Source organism: Aliarcobacter trophiarum LMG 25534 (assembly GCF_003355515.1).
Lineage (GTDB): Bacteria > Campylobacterota > Campylobacteria > Campylobacterales > Arcobacteraceae > Aliarcobacter > Aliarcobacter trophiarum.
Map to the genome: position 1 here is coordinate 1,148,159 of NZ_CP031367.1, position 18,731 is coordinate 1,166,889.

Sequence of the window (18,731 nt, forward strand, 5' to 3'; positions counted from 1 at the left end):
TCCTTTTTATTTAATTTAAATCCAAAATACTCGTCCCATCACCCTTAGGCATAACCCTAATCTGTAATGGAATTCGCTCTTTTAGTGCTTCCACATGGGAAATCACACCTACCATCTTTCCTGAACTTTGTAGTTGATTTAGTGCATTTAGTGCTAGTTCTAAACTATCACTATCTAGTGTTCCAAATCCCTCATCCAAGAAAAGTGAATCTATACTTATCCTTTGACTTGCAAGTGCTGAAAGACCAAGGGCAAGTGAGAGACTTACTATAAAACTTTCCCCTCCTGAAAGTGTACTTACAGGTCTTACTACATCACCTTGGAAACCATCAATTATTTCTATTTCTAATAGCTTACTTGAGTCACTACTTCTTTTAAGTTCATATCTAGGACTTAGTATTTGTAGATGTTTATTTGCTAGATAGATTAACTGGTCTAGTGTTATACCTTGTGCAAATTTGGCAAATTTATCACCACTTGCTGAACCTACCATTTCATTTAGTTTTATCCATACTTTAAAGGCTTCTTTTTTCTTTTCTAAATCATTAATTTTATCTTCATGTTTTTTCATATTTGAAGCATTGATTTCAAGCTCTTTTTCTAAACTTCCTATTGATTTTTGAAGTTCATCAATAACAGTTTGTAACTCTTTTGATTCATCATTTAAAGTTTGAAGTTCTTTATCTGTTAGGTTTAACTCTTTTTGTTCTTGTAGTTTTTTTATTGTGTCATTTTTTAGAGTTTGGATTTGATTGTATTTTTCATCTAGTTCCTTACACATCAAATTTAATTCTTCTCTTAACTCTTTTGATAAAAGTGCTTTTTCAAACTCTTCTTTTGAAGTAAAACTATTTTCTACAAGAGCCTTCGTAAAGTTTTGTTTTGTCTCTTCTAGTTTTGTATTATAATTGATTTGTTTTTGATTTAGCTCTATTATTTGAGTATTTAATGACTCATTTTTTGAATTTAGATTTACTAACTCTTTTGATAAAGAGTTATATTTTTCATTGATAATGTTAAATTTACTTGTTATCTCTTTTTCAAAGATATTTAAATCAACTACATCTAAAATAGCTTTACTTTTTATTTGAAGTGTTTGAATATCTTGATTTAAAATTACTAGCTCATTTTTGATTTCATTCATAGTATTGATTAGATTATCAGTTTTTATTTGTTCTTGGATTTTTTGATTTAGATTTGCTTGTATAAGCTCTTTTTGTCTAGAAATCTTATCTTTTTCATCTCTTAGTTCTATTAGTTCATTCAACTCCTGTTCACAAGATATTCTTTGTTCTTGTAGTGTTGTTTTTGAATCTTCTTTGATTTGGAAGTTACAACTAACAAAAAACTCTTGGTTAGCTGTTTGTTGAGCTTCTAACTTTTGTATTTCAAGATTAGATGATTCGATTTTTGAAGTAAATTTTGCAATATTTATTTCAGATTGTTTTAATTCATTACTCTCTTTATCTTTTAAATCTTCTTGTTCTTTTAGTTTTATAGTTGTTATATTTATATCTATATTTAAAGAGTGTGTTATATATGGATGCTCTTTTGAACCACATAAAAAACACTCTTTCCCACTTTGTAGTTTTTTCCTATCCTCTTCATAGTTTTTTATTAATAGTTCTTTCTCTTTCTTATCTTTTAGGATTTGTAGATTTTCTTCTATTTGAGTAATTAGTTTTACTTTTTCTATATTTATGCTATTTTGGCTTTTGATTTGTTGTTCTAATTCATCGATAAGTTTTTTCTCATTTTGAATATTTATAGATAGTTTTTCATATTGTTCTATGTTTTTTAGAAGTTCTTCTGTAAGTTTAAGTTCTTTTCTTAAGTTATTTTCTTGTTCATTTAAATTTAAAGTTTTTTCTTCTATTTTTGTAAACTCACCTAAAATAGTTTCTAAATCACTCTCAATATTTTTTATTTTATTTTTTTGTGCTATATAATTTTGAGAAATTAGTTCTTCATCTTCAATCATATCTTGAAAATCTATTTTAAAAAGAGTTGCTAACTCTTGTTTTTGATTTAAAATCTTTCTATTTTTCTCTTTTTGTGTATCTACTTTACTATTTATTTGAGTTTGTAGTGTTCTTACTTCTTGAAGTTTTTTAGAGTTCGTATCAAATGAAATTTTTTCTTTATCTAATTCATCTTTTGATTTTAATGATTCATTTGTTGTTGATTCTAAGAGTTGTTTTAAATCTTCTAACTCTTTTTGAAGTTTTTCTAGCTTTTCTTTATCTTGATTTATTATTTGAGTTAAAGAGTTTTTTTCTTGATAAATTGGTTGAACATTTAAAGCTTTATTTGCAAAATCTAATCTGATAAAATCTTCTTTTTTATTCTCTTTTTCAAGAGTAACTTGTTCAAACTCTTGTATATACTTAATATTAGCAGCTTCTAGTTTTTGTAAGTTTTCAAGCCAATTTATTACTTTTTTTAGCTCATTTCCTTTAGAATCTAGTTCTAGTTTATGAGTTTTTGAACTGTTTAAAATTAAAGTTTTTTCACCAATAACTTCATTAGACAACAGTTCAATATTACCTAATAAACTTTCATCTAATTTAATCTCATCATTTTTTCTAGTATATGTTTGATATATTTCTTGTGATATTTGCTTATAGATTTGTGTTCCAGTAATCTTTTCTAGTAAACTTGAACGCTCATTTTCCTTTGCTTTTAAAAAAGCATCAAAGCTTCCTTGAGCCAACATCATAGATTGAATAAATCTATCAAAATCAAGCCCACTTAAATCTTCTATATATTTTGGAACTTTAGAAAGATATGATTCTAAAACTTTTCCTGTTTCAACTTCACTAATTTCCATCTTAGCACTTTGAAAAGCTCCATCAGAACTTTTCCTAGCTCTTTTTTGACTCCAAGAACTTCTATAAACTTTTCCTTTTACTTCAAATTCAACTTCACATAAACATTCCCCTGTATGTCTACTCATTAGCTCATTTGGATTTGTAAGTCTTGCAGTTCTTCCATATAAAGCACAAGTAATTACATCTAAAATAGTACTTTTCCCAGCACCAGTTGGTCCAGTAATAGCAAATAAAGATTCATCTTTTAAAAACTTATCAAAGTCTACTTCAAACTCACCTTTTAGTGAGTTAATATTTAATGATTTTATTTTTAATATTTTCATAGGCTTTGCACCTTTGAAATTACTTCTTTAAAATTTAAAAGTAGCTCTTTTTCAAACTCTTTATCTTCTAGGTTTTCAAGTTCTAATCTTTTTTCAAATACTTGTTCAACTGATAATTCATCTAAACTTATAACTTTTAATTCATTAGCTTTTAATTGTTTTTCACTTTTATCTATTTTTACTGCAAGTAGTGTTAGTTCAAGTTTTGAGGCTAATTGTCTGATTTCATTATTTGCATACATTGCATTATCATCTTTTATATGAACTTCTATCCAAGAATTTTTATCTTCAATTTTAGTAAGTTCATTATTAATAGTCTCAAGATTTCCTTTTATAACAACAAGTTTTCTAAAAAGTGGAACTTCTATTTCTTCTATACTCATTTCATTTTGAGTAAAAGATACAAGATTTACTTTTTGAGTGTTTTTAGATTCAGAAAAACTAAGAGGTATTGGAGAACCTGAATATCTAACATGTTCATTATTTCCAACAACTTGATTTATATGAAGATGCCCTAAAGCAACATAATCAAACATACTAGCTAAATAATCTCCACCAATATCAATAGTTCCACCAATATAAATATCTCTTTCACTTTGAGAACTTCTACTTCCAACAGTTGTTAAGTGTCCCATTGCAATTATTGGGATATTTTTATCTTTTTTTAGTTCAAGTGCTTTTTTGTAACAATTTTCATAATAAGCTTTAATACCATTATTTGCTAGTTTTTCTTTTTCGCTTATTGTTATTCCACTTAATGATTCTCTAATCACACTATCTCTTAAAAATGGAACGGCACAAACAATAGATATTAAATCATTATTTTTATTTATAGGAATAATTATATTTTCATCTTCATTACCAGTTGTTATAACATGAACATTTAAAACTTCTAAAAGTTGTTTTGGAGCTTTTAGAGTTGAAACTGAATCATGATTTCCAGCAGTTATAATAGTAGTGATTAAAGATTTTATATTTGATAGTTTTTTTAAAAAATTATAATAAAGTTCTAAAGCATAATTTGGTGGAGTTCCTGTATCAAAGATATCTCCAGACACTAGTAATACTTCAATTTGTTTTTTTTCTATTATTTTTAAAAGCCATGATAAAAAAGCTTCATGCTCATCTACCCTACTTTTTCCCATAAAATTTTGACCAAGATGCCAATCTGATGTGTGTAAAATTTTCATTATAAATTCTTATTTAATAAATTTACATATATTATATATAAATTATGTCACATTTTTGTCACATTTAATTTTTTATTTTATTTCTATTATTGGGGGAAATACCATATAATTTTTCTATACACTTTTTGATATTTTTGTATCAATCTAAATTAATAGGCAGGCTACAAAATAGATTTTAGTTAAAAAAGTATTTAGTTTAAACTAAATACTTTTTAATATTTTGAAAGCTTTCTCTTCATAATTTGAAGCTTCAATTAAAATATCTGATATCTCTTTGGGATTAAATCTCTCTATTTTTTTTGCACTCTCTACACATTTTAAAGCAAAATTTCTAAGAGTATCTCCACTTAAAGTTAAAAGCTCACTAGCTTTATTTAATTTATCAACATCCAGATTATATTTTATAGCTTCTTTTAAAAAAGCAGCATAAAGGTATCTAAAACCACCACCACCTGTACCTATCTCTTCTTGCATTCGTACAATATGAGTTAAATAGTTTTTTATATATCTCTCATCTTTTTCTTGAAGTTTTTCTATATGTGAAACTAATTTTCTCATACCCCTAACTCCAGCATATGGGAAAACGGTAAGCATAGATTTTGCATTTTTTCTTATCGCTTTTTTCAAAATAGTCTCAAACTCTATATTTTTTGGTAGCTTATCTACATAGTACATAAAACCCTTTGGAGAAAAAACACCTTTTGCAAATCTTGCTTTTATTAAATCTTTTTGTGAACACTCTACAATATTTTCAAAAACAGGGTCAGATATTTGATAGTTTTTTTCAATCTTTCCATAAACTAAAAGATTATGAGCATTAAAGTGAAATCTCATATCAGAAGGCATATAAGGAAGATAAAAAACTGAAGTTTGAAGACCTACTAGTTTACCATTTTCTAAAGCTTTATCTAGTTCTAAATTTGCCTCAAGCATATTTCTAAAACTCTTTTTAAATAACTTAATCTTTAAAGATTTTTCTATCTTATTTATAATATTTTTAGGTATTGCCCTATATGCGATTAGTGGCATTCCATTTACTTTTACTATAGGAAAAAATGCAAAAGACAAAGTGCTAGTAAGTCCAAATGCCATAGGTTCACTAATTTTTAATCCAGAGTTTGTAAGCATTGAAGATACTACACCACTTTCACAGTGAGCATATTGTGAGTGTTTAAAATCGTTAATCATTCTTAAAACTCTTTAGTTCTAAAAGAGTAATATCAAAGGCTTTTGCATATTTTTCTAAGATTTTATCATCTAATTTTAAAAAATATTTCATCTTCAAATGCCTTTTTACTCTAAAACCAAACATATTTACAAAGCCACAAAGTGTTGGCAAATCCATACGGTTTTTATACATAAAATATTTAATAGGTGAGCTTATACTGTTTTTAATCTCAATTAAAGCCTCATTTTCTAGCTCTTTATATTCATTTACTGCATTTAATGTAGCAAACTCTTCAGCACTACTTCCATAGTTTACTCTATTAAACTCTCCACTACTATTTTTTGCATACATAACTTTTTGTTGCCCATTTAAAGTGCTATTTGACTCATTTGGTACAAAACTAGCCATTATACAACTTCTAAAGAGAAAAATGCAGTTGAAAATCTTCCACTTTCAGGAATATAACAAAGAATTTTTTCACCTTTTTTGAGCTTTTTACTATTAAAGAGCTCTTCAAGAATTATGTAAATAGAAGCACTCCCTGTATTTCCAAAGTTTTCAAGATTTGTAAACCATTTTTCATAAGGTATTTCAAAGTCTGCTTCTTTTAATCCCTCATAAAGTTTATCTCTAAAATATAAAGATGAGTAGTGTGGTAAAAAATAGTTATACAAACTAGCTTTTAGAGCTCTCTTTTTTATAATCTCTTTTAAAGGTTTTACAACAGTATATTTAACTATATTTTCATTTAGTAGCTTTACATTTTGTTGTACACTTAAAATGGATTTTTCCATAAGCTCTTTTTGTTCAAAATCTCTCCAAGCTCTTATGTTTTTATCCTCTTTAACTTCAAGCCCACTATACATACAAACTTCCATCTCTCCTGCATAAGATAAAATATCTATAAACTCAATTTTTAAAGAGATAGAGTGTTTATTTGGTTTATCTTCCAAAAGCATAGCTCCAGCACCATCTGACAACATCCATCTTAAAAAATCTTTTTCGAATGCGATATTGGGATTTAATTCAAGTTCTTCAAGATTTTTTGACTCTTCTTGAAAGTTTTTTGCACTTAAAATTGGAGAAGATGCCTCAGAACCTGTTGAAATACCATTTTTAAACTCACCTGATTTTATACCTAAATAGATATACTTTAGTGCATTTACTCCACTTAAACATATTCCAGATGCAGATATTGTCTCTATAGGTTTTAATTTCAATTCACCTTGAACCATTAAGCTATGTCCTGGCATTAATTGATCAGGAGAAGTTGTACCACAAGCTAGTACTTCTAAGTTTTCTAATCTAAAATCTTTATCTTCTAATTTATTAATAGCCTTTGCACAAAGTTGTGAATTCAAAAAAAGCTGTTTTTGTGTATCTTTTTCTAACACATAAAATCTTCTTTTAATTCCATTACTTTTTAAAACTATCTTTCTTGCTTTTGATTTTTTACCACCAATATATCCCAAATAATCCTCTATTTCATCATTAAATACTGGTTCATTTGGCATAAATTTTTCTATTTTATTTATAAAAACATCATTCACTATAAAAATTCCTTCATTCTATAATCATCACTTCCACTAGGTAATTCATAAAACTCTTTTTGCTTTAAAATAGAGTTTTTATTTAATCTTCTAACTACTGTTTGAACTATCATATTTATTGGTACAACTGTTAAAATCATAAGTAAAAGAAAAACTAAATAGATCATTACTAATATTTTTCTACTTACTGTGTTCTGTTTTGTTTTTCTTATTAAAGAACCCCAAATTAAAAAGCTTTTATTCCCTATTTTTTCACTTTTTATAAGCTTCTCATCAACACTCAAAGCATTTAAACCAAATAAAAGGCTCTTTTGCTCTTTCTCTTTATCATTTTTTAAAGCAACTTTTAAAGCTCTTCCAAACCTTGCTGATTTTTTAATCTCATTTTCATCAATTCCAGCACTACTAAGTCCAAAAAAACTATCTTTTTTTCCACTTAACATCCATCTAGGAGTTGTTATAAAAGTTTCAAGTGAATTTCCTTTATCTATAAAAACAACATTATCTATAAGCTTTGCATTAAGCTCTTTTAAAATAGTTTTTACTTTCTCTTGAGCCATTATCCACATATTTCTACAAGCGATTAGTGTAACTACTGGTCTATTTTTAAACTTCTTTTTTGCATAAGAGCTTTGTAAAAAAGAGCTAATAGGAATTGATGGTGATAAAAACCAAACTGTATATGCCAAAATTATTAAATCATACTCATTTTCATCATCTTCTATTTCTTCAATTTCACAAGGAATCATATGAGCAGATTCAGGAAAAATCTGCATAAAACTAAAGATATCCCAAGGAAAAGGGTACTCTTTTTTTGGTTTTATATTTTTAAATATTAGTTCAAAATTTTCATCATTTAGTAGTGGATTTGTAAAATTTTCAACTAAATTATTTAACTGTCCAGTTTGTGAGTATGATACTATTAAGATTTTTTTTTTCAAATTACTTCTTTTTAAAAGATATTTAGTATTAAATAGCACAAAAAGTGCTATTTAATATTTTTTAATCAGCTAGATTGTTTAATTGAATTCTAATTGCATTATCTAAATTTTGAATCCAACCATTATAATTTTGATGAATTGTTTGTTTACTTGCATCATATTTTAAACCATTACTATTTTTATAAGTAATAGAGTAAGACTTTGTATTGTATGGAATATCAACCATAGCCATATTTCCTCTTATATTTAATTGCCCTTGTGCAAGTCCTGGTTTAGATTTAGTAATAATCCATCCTAAGTTTGATCCAGCTGTTTTAATAGCTTTAAAAACTTGGTCTTCACTTGTTCCTTTTTTTACTTCTACATGATTTTCTTGTACATTGTAAACAGTTGCTGTTCTACATCCTGTTAGTACAAAAAGTCCCAAAATCGACACTAACAATAACTTTAATATTGTTTTCATTTTATTCTCCCTTAAAATAATTTGGCTTGCATAATAACAAAAAAAACTTTAAAGTTTAGTTCTTAAATATTATTTTATTCTAATAATTGATTGGCATAAACCAATATTATCAACAACTTCTAAAATCTCAAAATTAAGTTTTTTTAGAATCTTTTCAAAATCACTATATCTAAACATTTTACTATAACCATTTGCCATAGCTGTAAAATATGGGCTTGTATTAATTACACAAAATGAGGCTATTTCATTGTTTTGTCTATCCCAAAAAGGCTCCATTATACAAATTTGTGCATCTTTGTTTTTTGAGGATTTAATCTTTTGTAAAATCATCTCTATTTGTTCATCTTCAAAACAATCTAAAAATTGACTCATCCAAATAGTATCAAAACTAGCTATATCTTTTAAAGTATCAAGTAAAACATTAGCCTCTAAAAAAGAGATATTTGTTAAATTTTTTTCATATATATTTTTTTTAGCTAGTTTAATTTGTTGTGGTAAATCCATTATTGTTATATCTATTTTTGGATATTTTTTTGATAACTCCATAGCAAATTTTCCAGTATTTCCACCAATATCCAAAATAGTTTTTATATTTAAATTTTTCAAATACTCTATTGCTGTTGGAAATCCTGAATCAGAATAAAAATGGTCAAACTCAAACCAACTATCTTGTACCTTTTTTGGTAAACTTGAAAGTGCTGGATAGATAGTTTCCCAATCTCCAAATACTTTTAAGCCTTCTGGCTTTTTATTTTTAATTGACTCTTCTAAATTATAAAGTCCCAAATAGTTTACATAGTGATTATAGTTCATATTTATTTTTGTCATCTCATCACTATTTATAAAAATTCCAACTTTTGAGATATATAATTTATTCTCTTTTTCATATAAAATATTTGAACTAATAGCTGTTTCACTTAAAACTTTTATAGCATAAATGGAAAGTTCTGATTTATTTGCTAACTCTTCAATAGTTAAACCATCTCTATTTTCAATCAATATCTCTAAAATTTTCAAATCTCTAAGAGCTCTTGCAACTTGAAAAACAATCGGTGCAAATGCTATTTTAGAAGCTTCATATAATGCTTCTAATCTTGTTAGCTTTTCTGCATTTTTAAAAAAACCATTGTTCATCTTCTCTCCTAATATTTTTGATTATTCTTCATACTCTCTTTTTTGTGAAATATCTGCTTTGTATTTGGGCTTAAGATTGTAGTTAATGAGAATATTATCTCATTTTCTCCTAAGCTAGTTATTGCACTTTTATAGCCTTCAATTTTTGTTCCTGCAATATCAAGCTTAGAGTTTAAACTCTCTATTGCTATTTGGGCTTTTATATTACTTGAAGTTATCTCAATATTTGAATTACTAACTATTAAAGCTTTATCATTTGAGATAATATTTGAGTTTATTATATTAACATTTGAGTTTTCAACTATTAGTTTTTCTATGTTACAGTTAAAAAGTGTGAGATTATTTGAATTTTTTATCTTTAAACTTTTATAACTACAATCTTTTAATTCACCTTTTTTATTGCTAATTTCTCTAATAAGCTCACTATTGTTATACTCTAATTCACTTTTTTTTAACTCTTTTACAAAAAACTCATCTAAATATGAAAAGTATTCCTCTTTATTGTTTAAAATTGGTACATGTCCAGCATATTTTATAGTATATAACTCTGAATTATCCAAAAGAAAATTCAAAACATATCCACTTCTAAGTGGTGTTACCTCATCATTTTCTCCCCATAAAATAAATGTAGGAGTTTTAATCTTATATATATCAAACCAATCTTCTGTTATAAGCCCTAAAGCAGCAATTGATGTAGGAGAGTTTAAAAACTTATCTCTATATCTCTCATCTCTTACAACACTACTTAAATCCTTTGGCAAAATTGAGCTTAAACTACTTGTAATATCTGTTGCTAATTTAGAAATTTGGCTATTTAATTCACTTTTTTTATTACTATCCACCATTTTTCCAACTTGAGTTTTTATCATAAACTCTCCATAAGCATCTTTATGTAAAACACCAGCTGAATCAATGAGCATTAACTTTTTTACTCTCTCTTGATATAGCATTGTATATTTTAAACTAATAGCTCCACCCATAGAGTGTCCAACCAAATAGAACTCTCTATTTTCTAAAAATTTTGAAACTAAGAAATCTAAAATTTGTGCATATTTTTCTGGAGTATATTCAACATTCTCTTTTGATGATTTACCAAATCCTGGTAAATCAAAACTTATTACATAATAGTTATCTTTTAACTTAAGAATACTCTCTTGCCAAATAGTTGAAGCTTCATCCCCTAAACCATGTACAAAAACTATTGGTTCATTTTCAATATTGCCATCAACATTTATGTAAACTTGAGAGTTTAAAATAGGCTCTTGTATATAATACTCATCTGCATATAAAAAAGAGAGTAATAAAATAGATATAAAAAGAGATTTAATCTTGAAGTTTAACAATAAAGCTTCCTTTTGCATAGATAAAACTACCTTTTAGAAGTTCAAAACTAAACTCATTTAAACTATCAAAACTTGTATCTTTTTTTATTCTGATTTCAAACTCTAAATTATTGCACTCTTTTAAAAGCTCTATATCTTTAAGACTTAGCAAAAAACCTATTTTACTACCCTCTTCTTTTGAAAAAGCTACACTACTTTGAGCTGCTGCTTCACAAACCATAGCCAATGTTGGATAAAAAGGAAAAGAACAAGATAGATATATAAAATCTCCTTCTTTTTTTAAAATCTCATTTACAAATCTAATTGGTTTTTGGTGTGGTAGCCTATTCATATATTTACTTCTACTATATTATCTCTATTTTTACTAAAATTTTGTGCAATGTACATAATATGTTTTATTGAGCTAGGAAAACCTTTTAGCTCTATGTTTTTAATATCTAAAGAGGGAGTTTTATTACTTACTTTTACTTTCAAAGCTACAACACTCTCTAAAAAGTCTATACAAGAGTTTATCTCTTCTATATTAGTAATATTTAAAGTTTCACTACAAATAAGTACTAACTCGTCACCATCTAAAGCTTTTATTGCACCTGCTTTTAAAACTTTTAATGAAGTTTCATCTCCACTTGAAACTGTAACTATCTCATTTCTATTTTCAAAAAGAATAGAAGCATATGAAACTGCTGTATTATATACAGAGTTTTGAAAATCAGTAGGAGAAAGCATATCTTCATCTAAAATAGCTTTTAAAATATTTGCTGATGATAGTAACTCCCCAAAAGAGCTTCCATAAATAATTCTACTATTTTTTAAATCAAATTTTGACAAAACCTCAACTACAAGTTTTGAAGCCTTTGTTAATCTTCTTCTAAATACCATTTGTGGTACTAGTTCTTTTGTATTAAGATTTTCAATCTCTACTTTATCAAAGAGATAATAAGCATCTAATACTTCTAAATTAATCTTCATTACATATTCCAAAAATTAAAGATGTATTATTTCCACCAAAGGCAAAGGAGTTACTAAGAGTATATTTTATCTCTTGTTTTTGTGTAGAGAATGAGTAATTTAATCCATCTATTTCAATAACATTTAGCTCTTTATTTGGCACAATAGTTTGATTCTTTAAAACCATACAACAAATAATCGCTTCAATAGCACCAGCAGCTCCCAAAGCGTGTCCAGTAGTTGATTTTGTAGAGCTAACCTTTGGCTTACTCTTAAAAATCTCTTTAATTGCTGTTAGTTCACTAAAATCATTTGCATAAGTTCCTGTTCCATGTGCATTTATATAGTCAATATCTATAGAACTTAAATTTGCATCTTTTAGAGCATTTTGCATAGATGCTACTGCTCCTAAACCCATAGGATGTGGTTGTGTCATATGATGAGCATCTGAACTATAGCCAACTCCTAAAAGCTCTATACTATTTCTATTTTTTTTAGTTTCCAAAAAAAGTATCCCAAAACCTTCTGCCACATTCATTCCAACTCTATTTTTATCAAAAGGAGTACAAGGCTTTGAAGATAGTACACTTAAAGCACTAAAACCACAAACAGTTGTATATGATAACTCATCTATTCCAATAACTAAAACATTTTCATAAATATTTTTCTCTATTACCTCTTTTGCATATCCTAAAGCATTTGCACTAGATGTACAAGCAGTTGAAAAACTTATATCATCATAAAAACTAAAGTGTTGTTTTAAAAAATAAGCAATACTATCTATAGGGTGCTTTTTATAATCTATATTTTTATAGTTTTTATCTTTAAAATATACATTTTCCGTTTCACTCATCCCACCAACACTACTTCCAATTACTAAAAGAGTATTTCTGAAATCTTTTAGTGATAGCTCCTTTTGAAGCTTTTTAACTCTTTGTAGTAAAAGTTCATTTAAAGGAATCTCTTTTTTAATCTTCCCAATAGCAACAACACTATCTTTTACATAATTTGTATCCAAAGATATAGTATCTTTTTTTTCACAAATTGAAGAAAAAAGCTCATCTGGATTATCTCCTGCACAAGAGATAGTATCAAAGTAGTTTATAAATACTCTTTTTTTCATCTCTACTCTTCTATTAATGAAACAAGAGCATCTATCTTTCTTTTTGTATCTTTTACAAAATAGTTACTCTCATCCCATACATAGCCAGATAAAATTGAAGCTATAGATTTTTCTATCTGTTTTGATTTATTTTTTGCATAAAATATTTTTCTTAGTTTCCCACTATACCAAGCATAAACAAACTCTCTAAAAACATTTACACCTATCATCATATAATCTTCATAATCTTTTTGCCAATCTACAGTTTCACCATTTAACTCTTTTATAATTAAAGATGCAACTTTAGATGAAGACTCTAAAGCTAAAGTAACTCCAGATGAAAAAACTGGGTCTAAAAACTCTGTAGCATTTCCACTTAAAGCAAAGCCTTTTCCGTACATTCTTTTTATTGCTGCTGAATATCCATTTATTATTCGTACAGGAGCAACCTGTTTTGCATCTTTATATTTCTCTTTTAAATATTTATGTTCACTAATTACTTTTTTTAAAAAATCCTCTTTTGATAACTTTGTATCTGTAAAGTATGACTCTTCACAAACCAAACCCATTGAAGTTATTCCATCACTAAAAGGTATTCCCCAAAGCCAAGCTTTATTATCATCATGAATTACAATATCAATAAAACCCTCTTTCTCTTCTTCTCTTCGTTTTTCGCCTGTAACTCTCATCAAAATAGCATTTCTTAGTTTTAAATCAGATGGAATATCCAAATCCATAAGCTTTGGTAAAACTCTTCCATATCCAGAAGAATCTAATACAAATCTAGCTTTAAAACTATATCTTTTATCGTTTTCATCAATAGCAAAGATAGTGTTTGTAGAGTTATCATAATCTACAACTTCAAACTTGTGCCTAATATCTGCTCCCTTACTTTTTGCAGCATTTAAAAGAGTATTGTCAAACTCCTCTCTTTTTACTTGAAAACTAGTATTATGTTCTTCCCCTAAATTGTTTCTAAAGTCAATCAACTCCTCATTTTTATTCTCATCAATAAAAATAGCTCCTGGTTTTAACATATAATTTTGTTTTTCTATTAAATCTAAAATTCCAATATCTTCTAAAATTGCATTACACTTAGGAAGTAGCGACTCTCCTATTACAAATCTAGGAAACTCTAGTTTTTCTAAAATTATTACTTTAAATCCAGCATCAAGGAGTTTACAAGCAGCTACAGAGCCACTAGGTCCTGCTCCAATAACTACAACGTCACAAAATTCTTCTATCATTTTATATTTTCATTTATATGGTTAAAAAGAGAGTGTACTGATGAAAAAATAGTTTTATAATCAGCACTATTGCTAATTTTTACGCCATACTCTTTTTCTATAATCAAAACCAACTCTATAGAATCAACAGAATCAAGTCCTAATCCATCCTCTCCAAATAAACTTGAATTATTATCTATATCATCAGTAGTAATATCTTCTAGTTTCAATCCTTCAATTAGGACTTTTTTAAAATCATCTATTAAAATTGCCATATTTTCTATTTCCCTTATTCAAAAATTAAGGAACGATTATAGCTACTTTACTCTTAAGTTTTTTATAAAAAATAGTATTAAGAAATTTTATTATATAATCCATGCCAAAATTATGCTAGGTACATTTTTTGGAAAATCTATATAAAATTTTAGAGTTAAAAGAGTTTGAAAACAGTAAACAACTTACTATTTTATTGTCTTCAAAAAAGCATCCATTTTTTAAAGCTCATTTTGAAAATAATGAGATTTTGGCTGGTTTTTTACAAATTGATATTGTTTTAAATGTTTTAAAACAAAAAGTCAAAAAAATAAAAAGAGCAAAATTTTTATCTATAATTTATCCAAATGATGAGTTAAAGTATTTTATAGAGCAAAAAGATAGTTCCAATTTTAAAGTTATTATAAAAAATAAAGAAGAAAAAAAGGTTAGTGAATTTAGTTATGAAATATGATATTATTGCTGTTATTCCAACTTTAAATAATGACAAAACTATACAAAGTGTTGTAGATGATATTTTATCGTTTGGATATAAAGTGGTTGTAATTGACGATGGATATACAAATCCTGTATCAAGTTTTTTAAAACAAAATGACAATGTGACTATAGTTAGACATGAGATAAACAAAGGCAAAGGTGAAGCTATTTTAACTGGAGCAAAAAAAGCAAAAGAGTTAGGGTTTAACTACTTTGTAACTTTAGATGGAGATGCTCAACACAAAGCAAGTGAAATAATAAAACTTCAAAACTCTATTTCAAAAGATAATCAGATTATAATTGGAGCTAGAAACTTTGATATTGCAAATGTTCCAAATGGTTCAAAATTTGGAAGATGGTTTAGTAATTTTTGGGCTTGTTGGGATACAGGATACAAAATAACTGACTCTTTATCTGGTTTTAGAATTTATCCTACTTCTATACTAAATTTTCCTTATAAAACTTCAAAATTTGACTGGGAAATGGAAGTTTTAGTAAGACATGCTTGGGATGGAAATGAGATAATTGAAACAGTTATTGAGTGCTACTATCCAAAGGCAGAAGATAGAGTTAGTCATTTTAGAAAGTTTGAAGATACTATGGCAATAGTTTGGGTACATGTACAAATGCTTCCAATAAAATGGACAAATATGTTTTTAAATCTTTTTAGAGGTAAAAACTCTTAATGGCAACAATTCAAAGGGGAAGTGGATGGAGTATAAAATTAGTTTTTACTCTATATAAAATTTTTGGCTATAAATTTACATATTTTTTAATGTTTCCTGTAACATTTTTCTATTTTATATTTGCTTCAAATGTAAAAAAAGCTCTAAGAATATACTACAACAAGCTAGATATAAAGCTTACAAACAGAAGATATTTTAATCACCTTTTTATGTTTGCTATGTGTATGGTTGATAGATTTATCTCAAAAGCTGATTGCAACTCATACAATTTTAGCTATGAAAATAGAGATTTTATAAAACAAAGAGTTGATAATGGCTCTATTTTATTACTTTCTCATTTTGGTGGTTGGTCTGTTACAAATTGTAAAACTCTATCTAACAATATTATTAATGTTGTAATGAAAGAGGTTATTTTGGAGAGTATTAAAAAAATTGAAAACTCAATAAAAAGACCACTTGAAAATATAAGAGTGATAGATCAATCACAAAACCCAATAGAGGTCTCAATAAAAATTGCAAATGCAATATCAAACAAAGAGTGTATAGCTTTTATGGCAGATAGAGCAGTAGATAATAGATTTGAAGAAAAAATAGAGTTTTTAGGAGAGTTAGCTAGTTTTAATACAAACCCTTTTAAAGTAGCCTATAAGACAAAAACTCCTTTAACTTTGGTTTTCGTTATAAATAATGGTTTACAAAGTTATCATATTAAATCAAAAAAAATAGATATGAATTTTGATTTAGATGAGAAAACTGCCATTACTCTCTCTTTAAAAGAGTATGTAAAAAGTTTTGAAGATATTGTAAAACAGTATCCAAGTCAATGGTTTAACTTATATAATTTTTGGGAAAAGGCAATAGATTGATAATAGACAGTAGATATATAACTCTAAAAGAGATAATAAATAGCAATGAAATTGAGATTTCAAATGATAAGAATTTTATAAATCATATTAATGAGACTCATAACTTTTTAATCAATGAGATAAAAGATGGTAAGCCAATATATGGGATTACAACAGGATATGGAGCTAGTGGTAAAAACTATGTAAGTTATGAAGATAGTAAGATTTTACAAACAAATCTTTTTAGATTTCATGGATGCGGAGTTGGTAAAAAACTATCTTACAAAGTTTGTAAATATGCTGTTATTATGAGAACTATCTCTTTAAGTAAAGCTCGTTCAGGAGTTAGTATAGAGCTATTAAAATTCTTAGAGATGCTAATAAACAAAGATATTATTCCAGTTATTCCATCTCAAGGTTCTGTTGGTGCAAGTGGAGATTTAACACCACTTTCATATATAGCTAGTGTTGTTGCTGGTGAGAGAGAAGTTTACTATAAAGGTGAAATAAAAGATGTAATGGAAGTTTATAAAGAACTAAATATTACTCCTTATACTTTTAAACCAAAAGAAGCACTAGCAATTATGAATGGAACTACAATAATGAGTGCTATAGCATTAGCAAGTATAGAAGAGTTTGAAACTATTTTAAACTCAATGGAATCATTTGTTGCAGGAATGTTTGAGGTTTTATTAGGAGATGATACTCCTGTTGCTGATTTTGTACATCTTTCAAAGCCTTTTAGTGGACAAATAGAGAGTGCAAAAAATATAAAAAGAAAAATAGAAGGTTCAAAATTAACTCATGGAAGAGATGATAGATATGATAAATTTTTTGCAGATAATGAGTTAAATATCCAAGATAACTACTCAATGAGATGTGCTCCACAAGTTTTAGGAGTAATAAGAGATAATCTTCAAATCTCTAAAAATTGGGTAGAGCAAGAGATAAACTCTGTAAATGACAACCCTTTAATTGATGGTGAAAATAAAAAAATATACACTTCTGGAAACTTTTATGGTGGTTATGTAGCTCATGCCATGGATACACTTAAAATTTGTGCAGGAAATCTAGCTGATTTACTTGATAAAGAGTTTGCTCTTTTAGTTGACCATAAATTCAATCGTGGTTTAGGTGAAAATTTAAAACTGTCTTCTAAACCTTATTTTCATGGTTTTAAAGCAATGCAAATAACTCTTAGTTCACTTAGTGCTGATGTTATGAAAAATACAACTGCTGCTTCAATATTTTCAAGACCAACAGAATCTCTAAATCAAGATAAAGTTTCTATGGGAACAACAGCTGCAAATGATTTTTCAAAAATGATTCCTGATTTATATAATATGCTCTCTATTGCTTTTATAGGAATGGCTCAAGCTATTGATATAAGAGGAAAAGATTTAGTTTCACCATATCTTAAAAATATTTATGAAGATATTAGAAAAGAGGCAAAACCTCTATATGAAGATAGAAGAATGGATTTTGATATTGAAAAAATCTACACTCTAATTGAAATGAAAAAGTTTATATAGATGAAAAAAGTATTGGTAACTGGTGCAACAGGAAATATTGGAGAAGAGATTGTAAAAGAGTATGCAAAAAATGGATTTTTTGTATATATCCACTATAATAGTAACAAAGAAAAAGCTCAAAATTTACTAAAAGAGATAAATAATAGTGGTGAACTTATCTCTTTTGACATCACAGATAAAAACTCTATTAAAAATAGTTTAGAAAACCTTGAAATTGATGTTTTAGTAAATAATGCTGGAATAATAAAAGATAATCTTTTTTTCTTTATGAGTGATGAGAGTTGGGAAGATGTAATAAATACAAACCTAAATGGTAATTTTTATATTACAAAATTAATATCAAAAAACATGATGATGAATAAAAGTGGAAGTATTGTAAATATTGCCTCTATTTCAGGAGTTTGTGGAAATGCTGGTCAAGCAAATTATAGTGCAAGTAAAGGTGGTGTTATAGCTTTAACAAAAACTTTAGCAATAGAACTTGGTCGTTATAATATAAGAGTAAATGCTTTAGCTCCTGCAATAATTGAATCTGAGATGACAAAAGATATTCCAAATTTAAAAGAACTAAAAAAAACTATTCCACTAGGAAGATTTGGAAAAGCTAGTGAAGTTGCACGTTGTGCTTATTTTATGGGAGTTGAAGCTACTTATGTAAGTGGAGAAGTTTTAAATATTAGTGGTGGAATGATTAGATAA

19 protein-coding genes are annotated in these 18,731 nt (G+C 27.1%); 5 read left to right on the plus strand and 14 right to left on the minus strand.

The features are described from left to right. Positions 1–10 precede the first annotated feature (10 nt). The 14 genes from ATR_RS05915 to ATR_RS05980 form a co-directional block, all read right to left on the minus strand. Entirely contained in the window at positions 11–3,154 is a 3,144-nt protein-coding gene (locus ATR_RS05915) for an AAA family ATPase (RefSeq protein ID WP_115428555.1), read from the minus strand. Then, entirely contained in the window at positions 3,151–4,344 is a 1,194-nt protein-coding gene (locus ATR_RS05920; protein ID WP_115428556.1) for an exonuclease SbcCD subunit D C-terminal domain-containing protein, read from the minus strand. The genes ATR_RS05915 and ATR_RS05920 overlap by 4 nt, the downstream gene beginning before the upstream one ends. 201 nt (positions 4,345–4,545) lie before the next feature. After that, positions 4,546–5,532, minus strand: coding sequence for a BtrH N-terminal domain-containing protein (locus tag ATR_RS05925; protein WP_115428557.1), 987 nt, complete (start codon positions 5,530–5,532; stop codon positions 4,546–4,548). Beyond that, entirely contained in the window at positions 5,525–5,920 is a 396-nt protein-coding gene (locus ATR_RS05930) for a hypothetical protein (protein WP_115428558.1), read from the minus strand. Before ATR_RS05930 ends, ATR_RS05925 begins: the two co-directional genes overlap by 8 nt. Continuing rightward, complete coding sequence (locus ATR_RS05935) at positions 5,920–7,062, minus strand: beta-ketoacyl-ACP synthase III (RefSeq protein ID WP_206731632.1); 1,143 nt, start codon at positions 7,060–7,062, stop codon at positions 5,920–5,922. The genes ATR_RS05930 and ATR_RS05935 overlap by 1 nt, the downstream gene beginning before the upstream one ends. Then, positions 7,062–8,003 (minus strand): hypothetical protein, encoded by a 942-nt coding sequence (locus tag ATR_RS05940; protein WP_115428560.1) that lies wholly within the window; start codon positions 8,001–8,003, stop codon positions 7,062–7,064. The genes ATR_RS05935 and ATR_RS05940 overlap by 1 nt, the downstream gene beginning before the upstream one ends. Positions 8,004–8,064: 61 nt before the next feature. After that, positions 8,065–8,466, minus strand: a complete 402-nt coding sequence (locus ATR_RS05945) for a hypothetical protein (RefSeq protein WP_115428561.1) — start codon at positions 8,464–8,466, stop codon at positions 8,065–8,067. A 69-nt stretch (positions 8,467–8,535) separates the two neighbouring features. Beyond that, positions 8,536–9,600, minus strand: a complete 1,065-nt coding sequence (locus ATR_RS05950) for a class I SAM-dependent methyltransferase (protein WP_115428562.1) — start codon at positions 9,598–9,600, stop codon at positions 8,536–8,538. 8 nt (positions 9,601–9,608) lie between these two features. Then, the gene (locus tag ATR_RS05955; RefSeq protein WP_164966907.1) at positions 9,609–10,943 is read right to left on the minus strand and encodes an alpha/beta fold hydrolase; all 1,335 of its coding nucleotides are present in this window, start codon (positions 10,941–10,943) and stop codon (positions 9,609–9,611) included. Beyond that, on the minus strand, positions 10,924–11,274 hold the full coding sequence (locus ATR_RS05960) for a hypothetical protein (protein WP_115428564.1): 351 nt from the start codon (positions 11,272–11,274) through the stop codon (positions 10,924–10,926). Before ATR_RS05960 ends, ATR_RS05955 begins: the two co-directional genes overlap by 20 nt. Then, a complete protein-coding gene (locus ATR_RS05965; protein ID WP_115428565.1) occupies positions 11,271–11,912 on the minus strand; it encodes a beta-ketoacyl synthase chain length factor in 642 nt (213 codons plus the stop codon). Before ATR_RS05965 ends, ATR_RS05960 begins: the two co-directional genes overlap by 4 nt. Next, on the minus strand, positions 11,902–13,014 hold the full coding sequence (locus tag ATR_RS05970; RefSeq protein WP_115428566.1) for a beta-ketoacyl-[acyl-carrier-protein] synthase family protein: 1,113 nt from the start codon (positions 13,012–13,014) through the stop codon (positions 11,902–11,904). The genes ATR_RS05965 and ATR_RS05970 overlap by 11 nt, the downstream gene beginning before the upstream one ends. 2 nt (positions 13,015–13,016) lie before the next feature. Beyond that, entirely contained in the window at positions 13,017–14,240 is a 1,224-nt protein-coding gene (locus tag ATR_RS05975; protein ID WP_228254201.1) for an NAD(P)/FAD-dependent oxidoreductase, read from the minus strand. Continuing rightward, on the minus strand, positions 14,237–14,494 hold the full coding sequence (locus ATR_RS05980; protein WP_115428567.1) for a phosphopantetheine-binding protein: 258 nt from the start codon (positions 14,492–14,494) through the stop codon (positions 14,237–14,239). The genes ATR_RS05975 and ATR_RS05980 overlap by 4 nt, the downstream gene beginning before the upstream one ends. A gap of 128 nt (positions 14,495–14,622) precedes the next feature. On the opposite strand from ATR_RS05980, the gene ATR_RS05985 reads away from it, so the two are divergent. From ATR_RS05985 to ATR_RS06005, 5 genes are read left to right on the plus strand one after another with little or no spacing between them, the layout of a single operon-like run. Next, positions 14,623–14,946, plus strand: coding sequence for a hypothetical protein (locus tag ATR_RS05985; RefSeq protein ID WP_115428568.1), 324 nt, complete (start codon positions 14,623–14,625; stop codon positions 14,944–14,946). Next, a complete protein-coding gene (locus ATR_RS05990) occupies positions 14,936–15,655 on the plus strand; it encodes a glycosyltransferase family 2 protein (RefSeq protein ID WP_115428569.1) in 720 nt (239 codons plus the stop codon). The genes ATR_RS05985 and ATR_RS05990 overlap by 11 nt, the downstream gene beginning before the upstream one ends. Continuing rightward, positions 15,655–16,521, plus strand: coding sequence for a lysophospholipid acyltransferase family protein (locus ATR_RS05995; protein ID WP_115428570.1), 867 nt, complete (start codon positions 15,655–15,657; stop codon positions 16,519–16,521). The genes ATR_RS05990 and ATR_RS05995 overlap by 1 nt, the downstream gene beginning before the upstream one ends. Beyond that, positions 16,518–18,032, plus strand: a complete 1,515-nt coding sequence (locus ATR_RS06000; RefSeq protein WP_115428571.1) for an HAL/PAL/TAL family ammonia-lyase — start codon at positions 16,518–16,520, stop codon at positions 18,030–18,032. The genes ATR_RS05995 and ATR_RS06000 overlap by 4 nt, the downstream gene beginning before the upstream one ends. Then, positions 18,033–18,731: an SDR family NAD(P)-dependent oxidoreductase gene (locus tag ATR_RS06005; protein WP_115428572.1), complete on the plus strand. Its 699-nt coding sequence runs from the start codon at positions 18,033–18,035 to the stop codon at positions 18,729–18,731. It abuts the gene before it with no gap.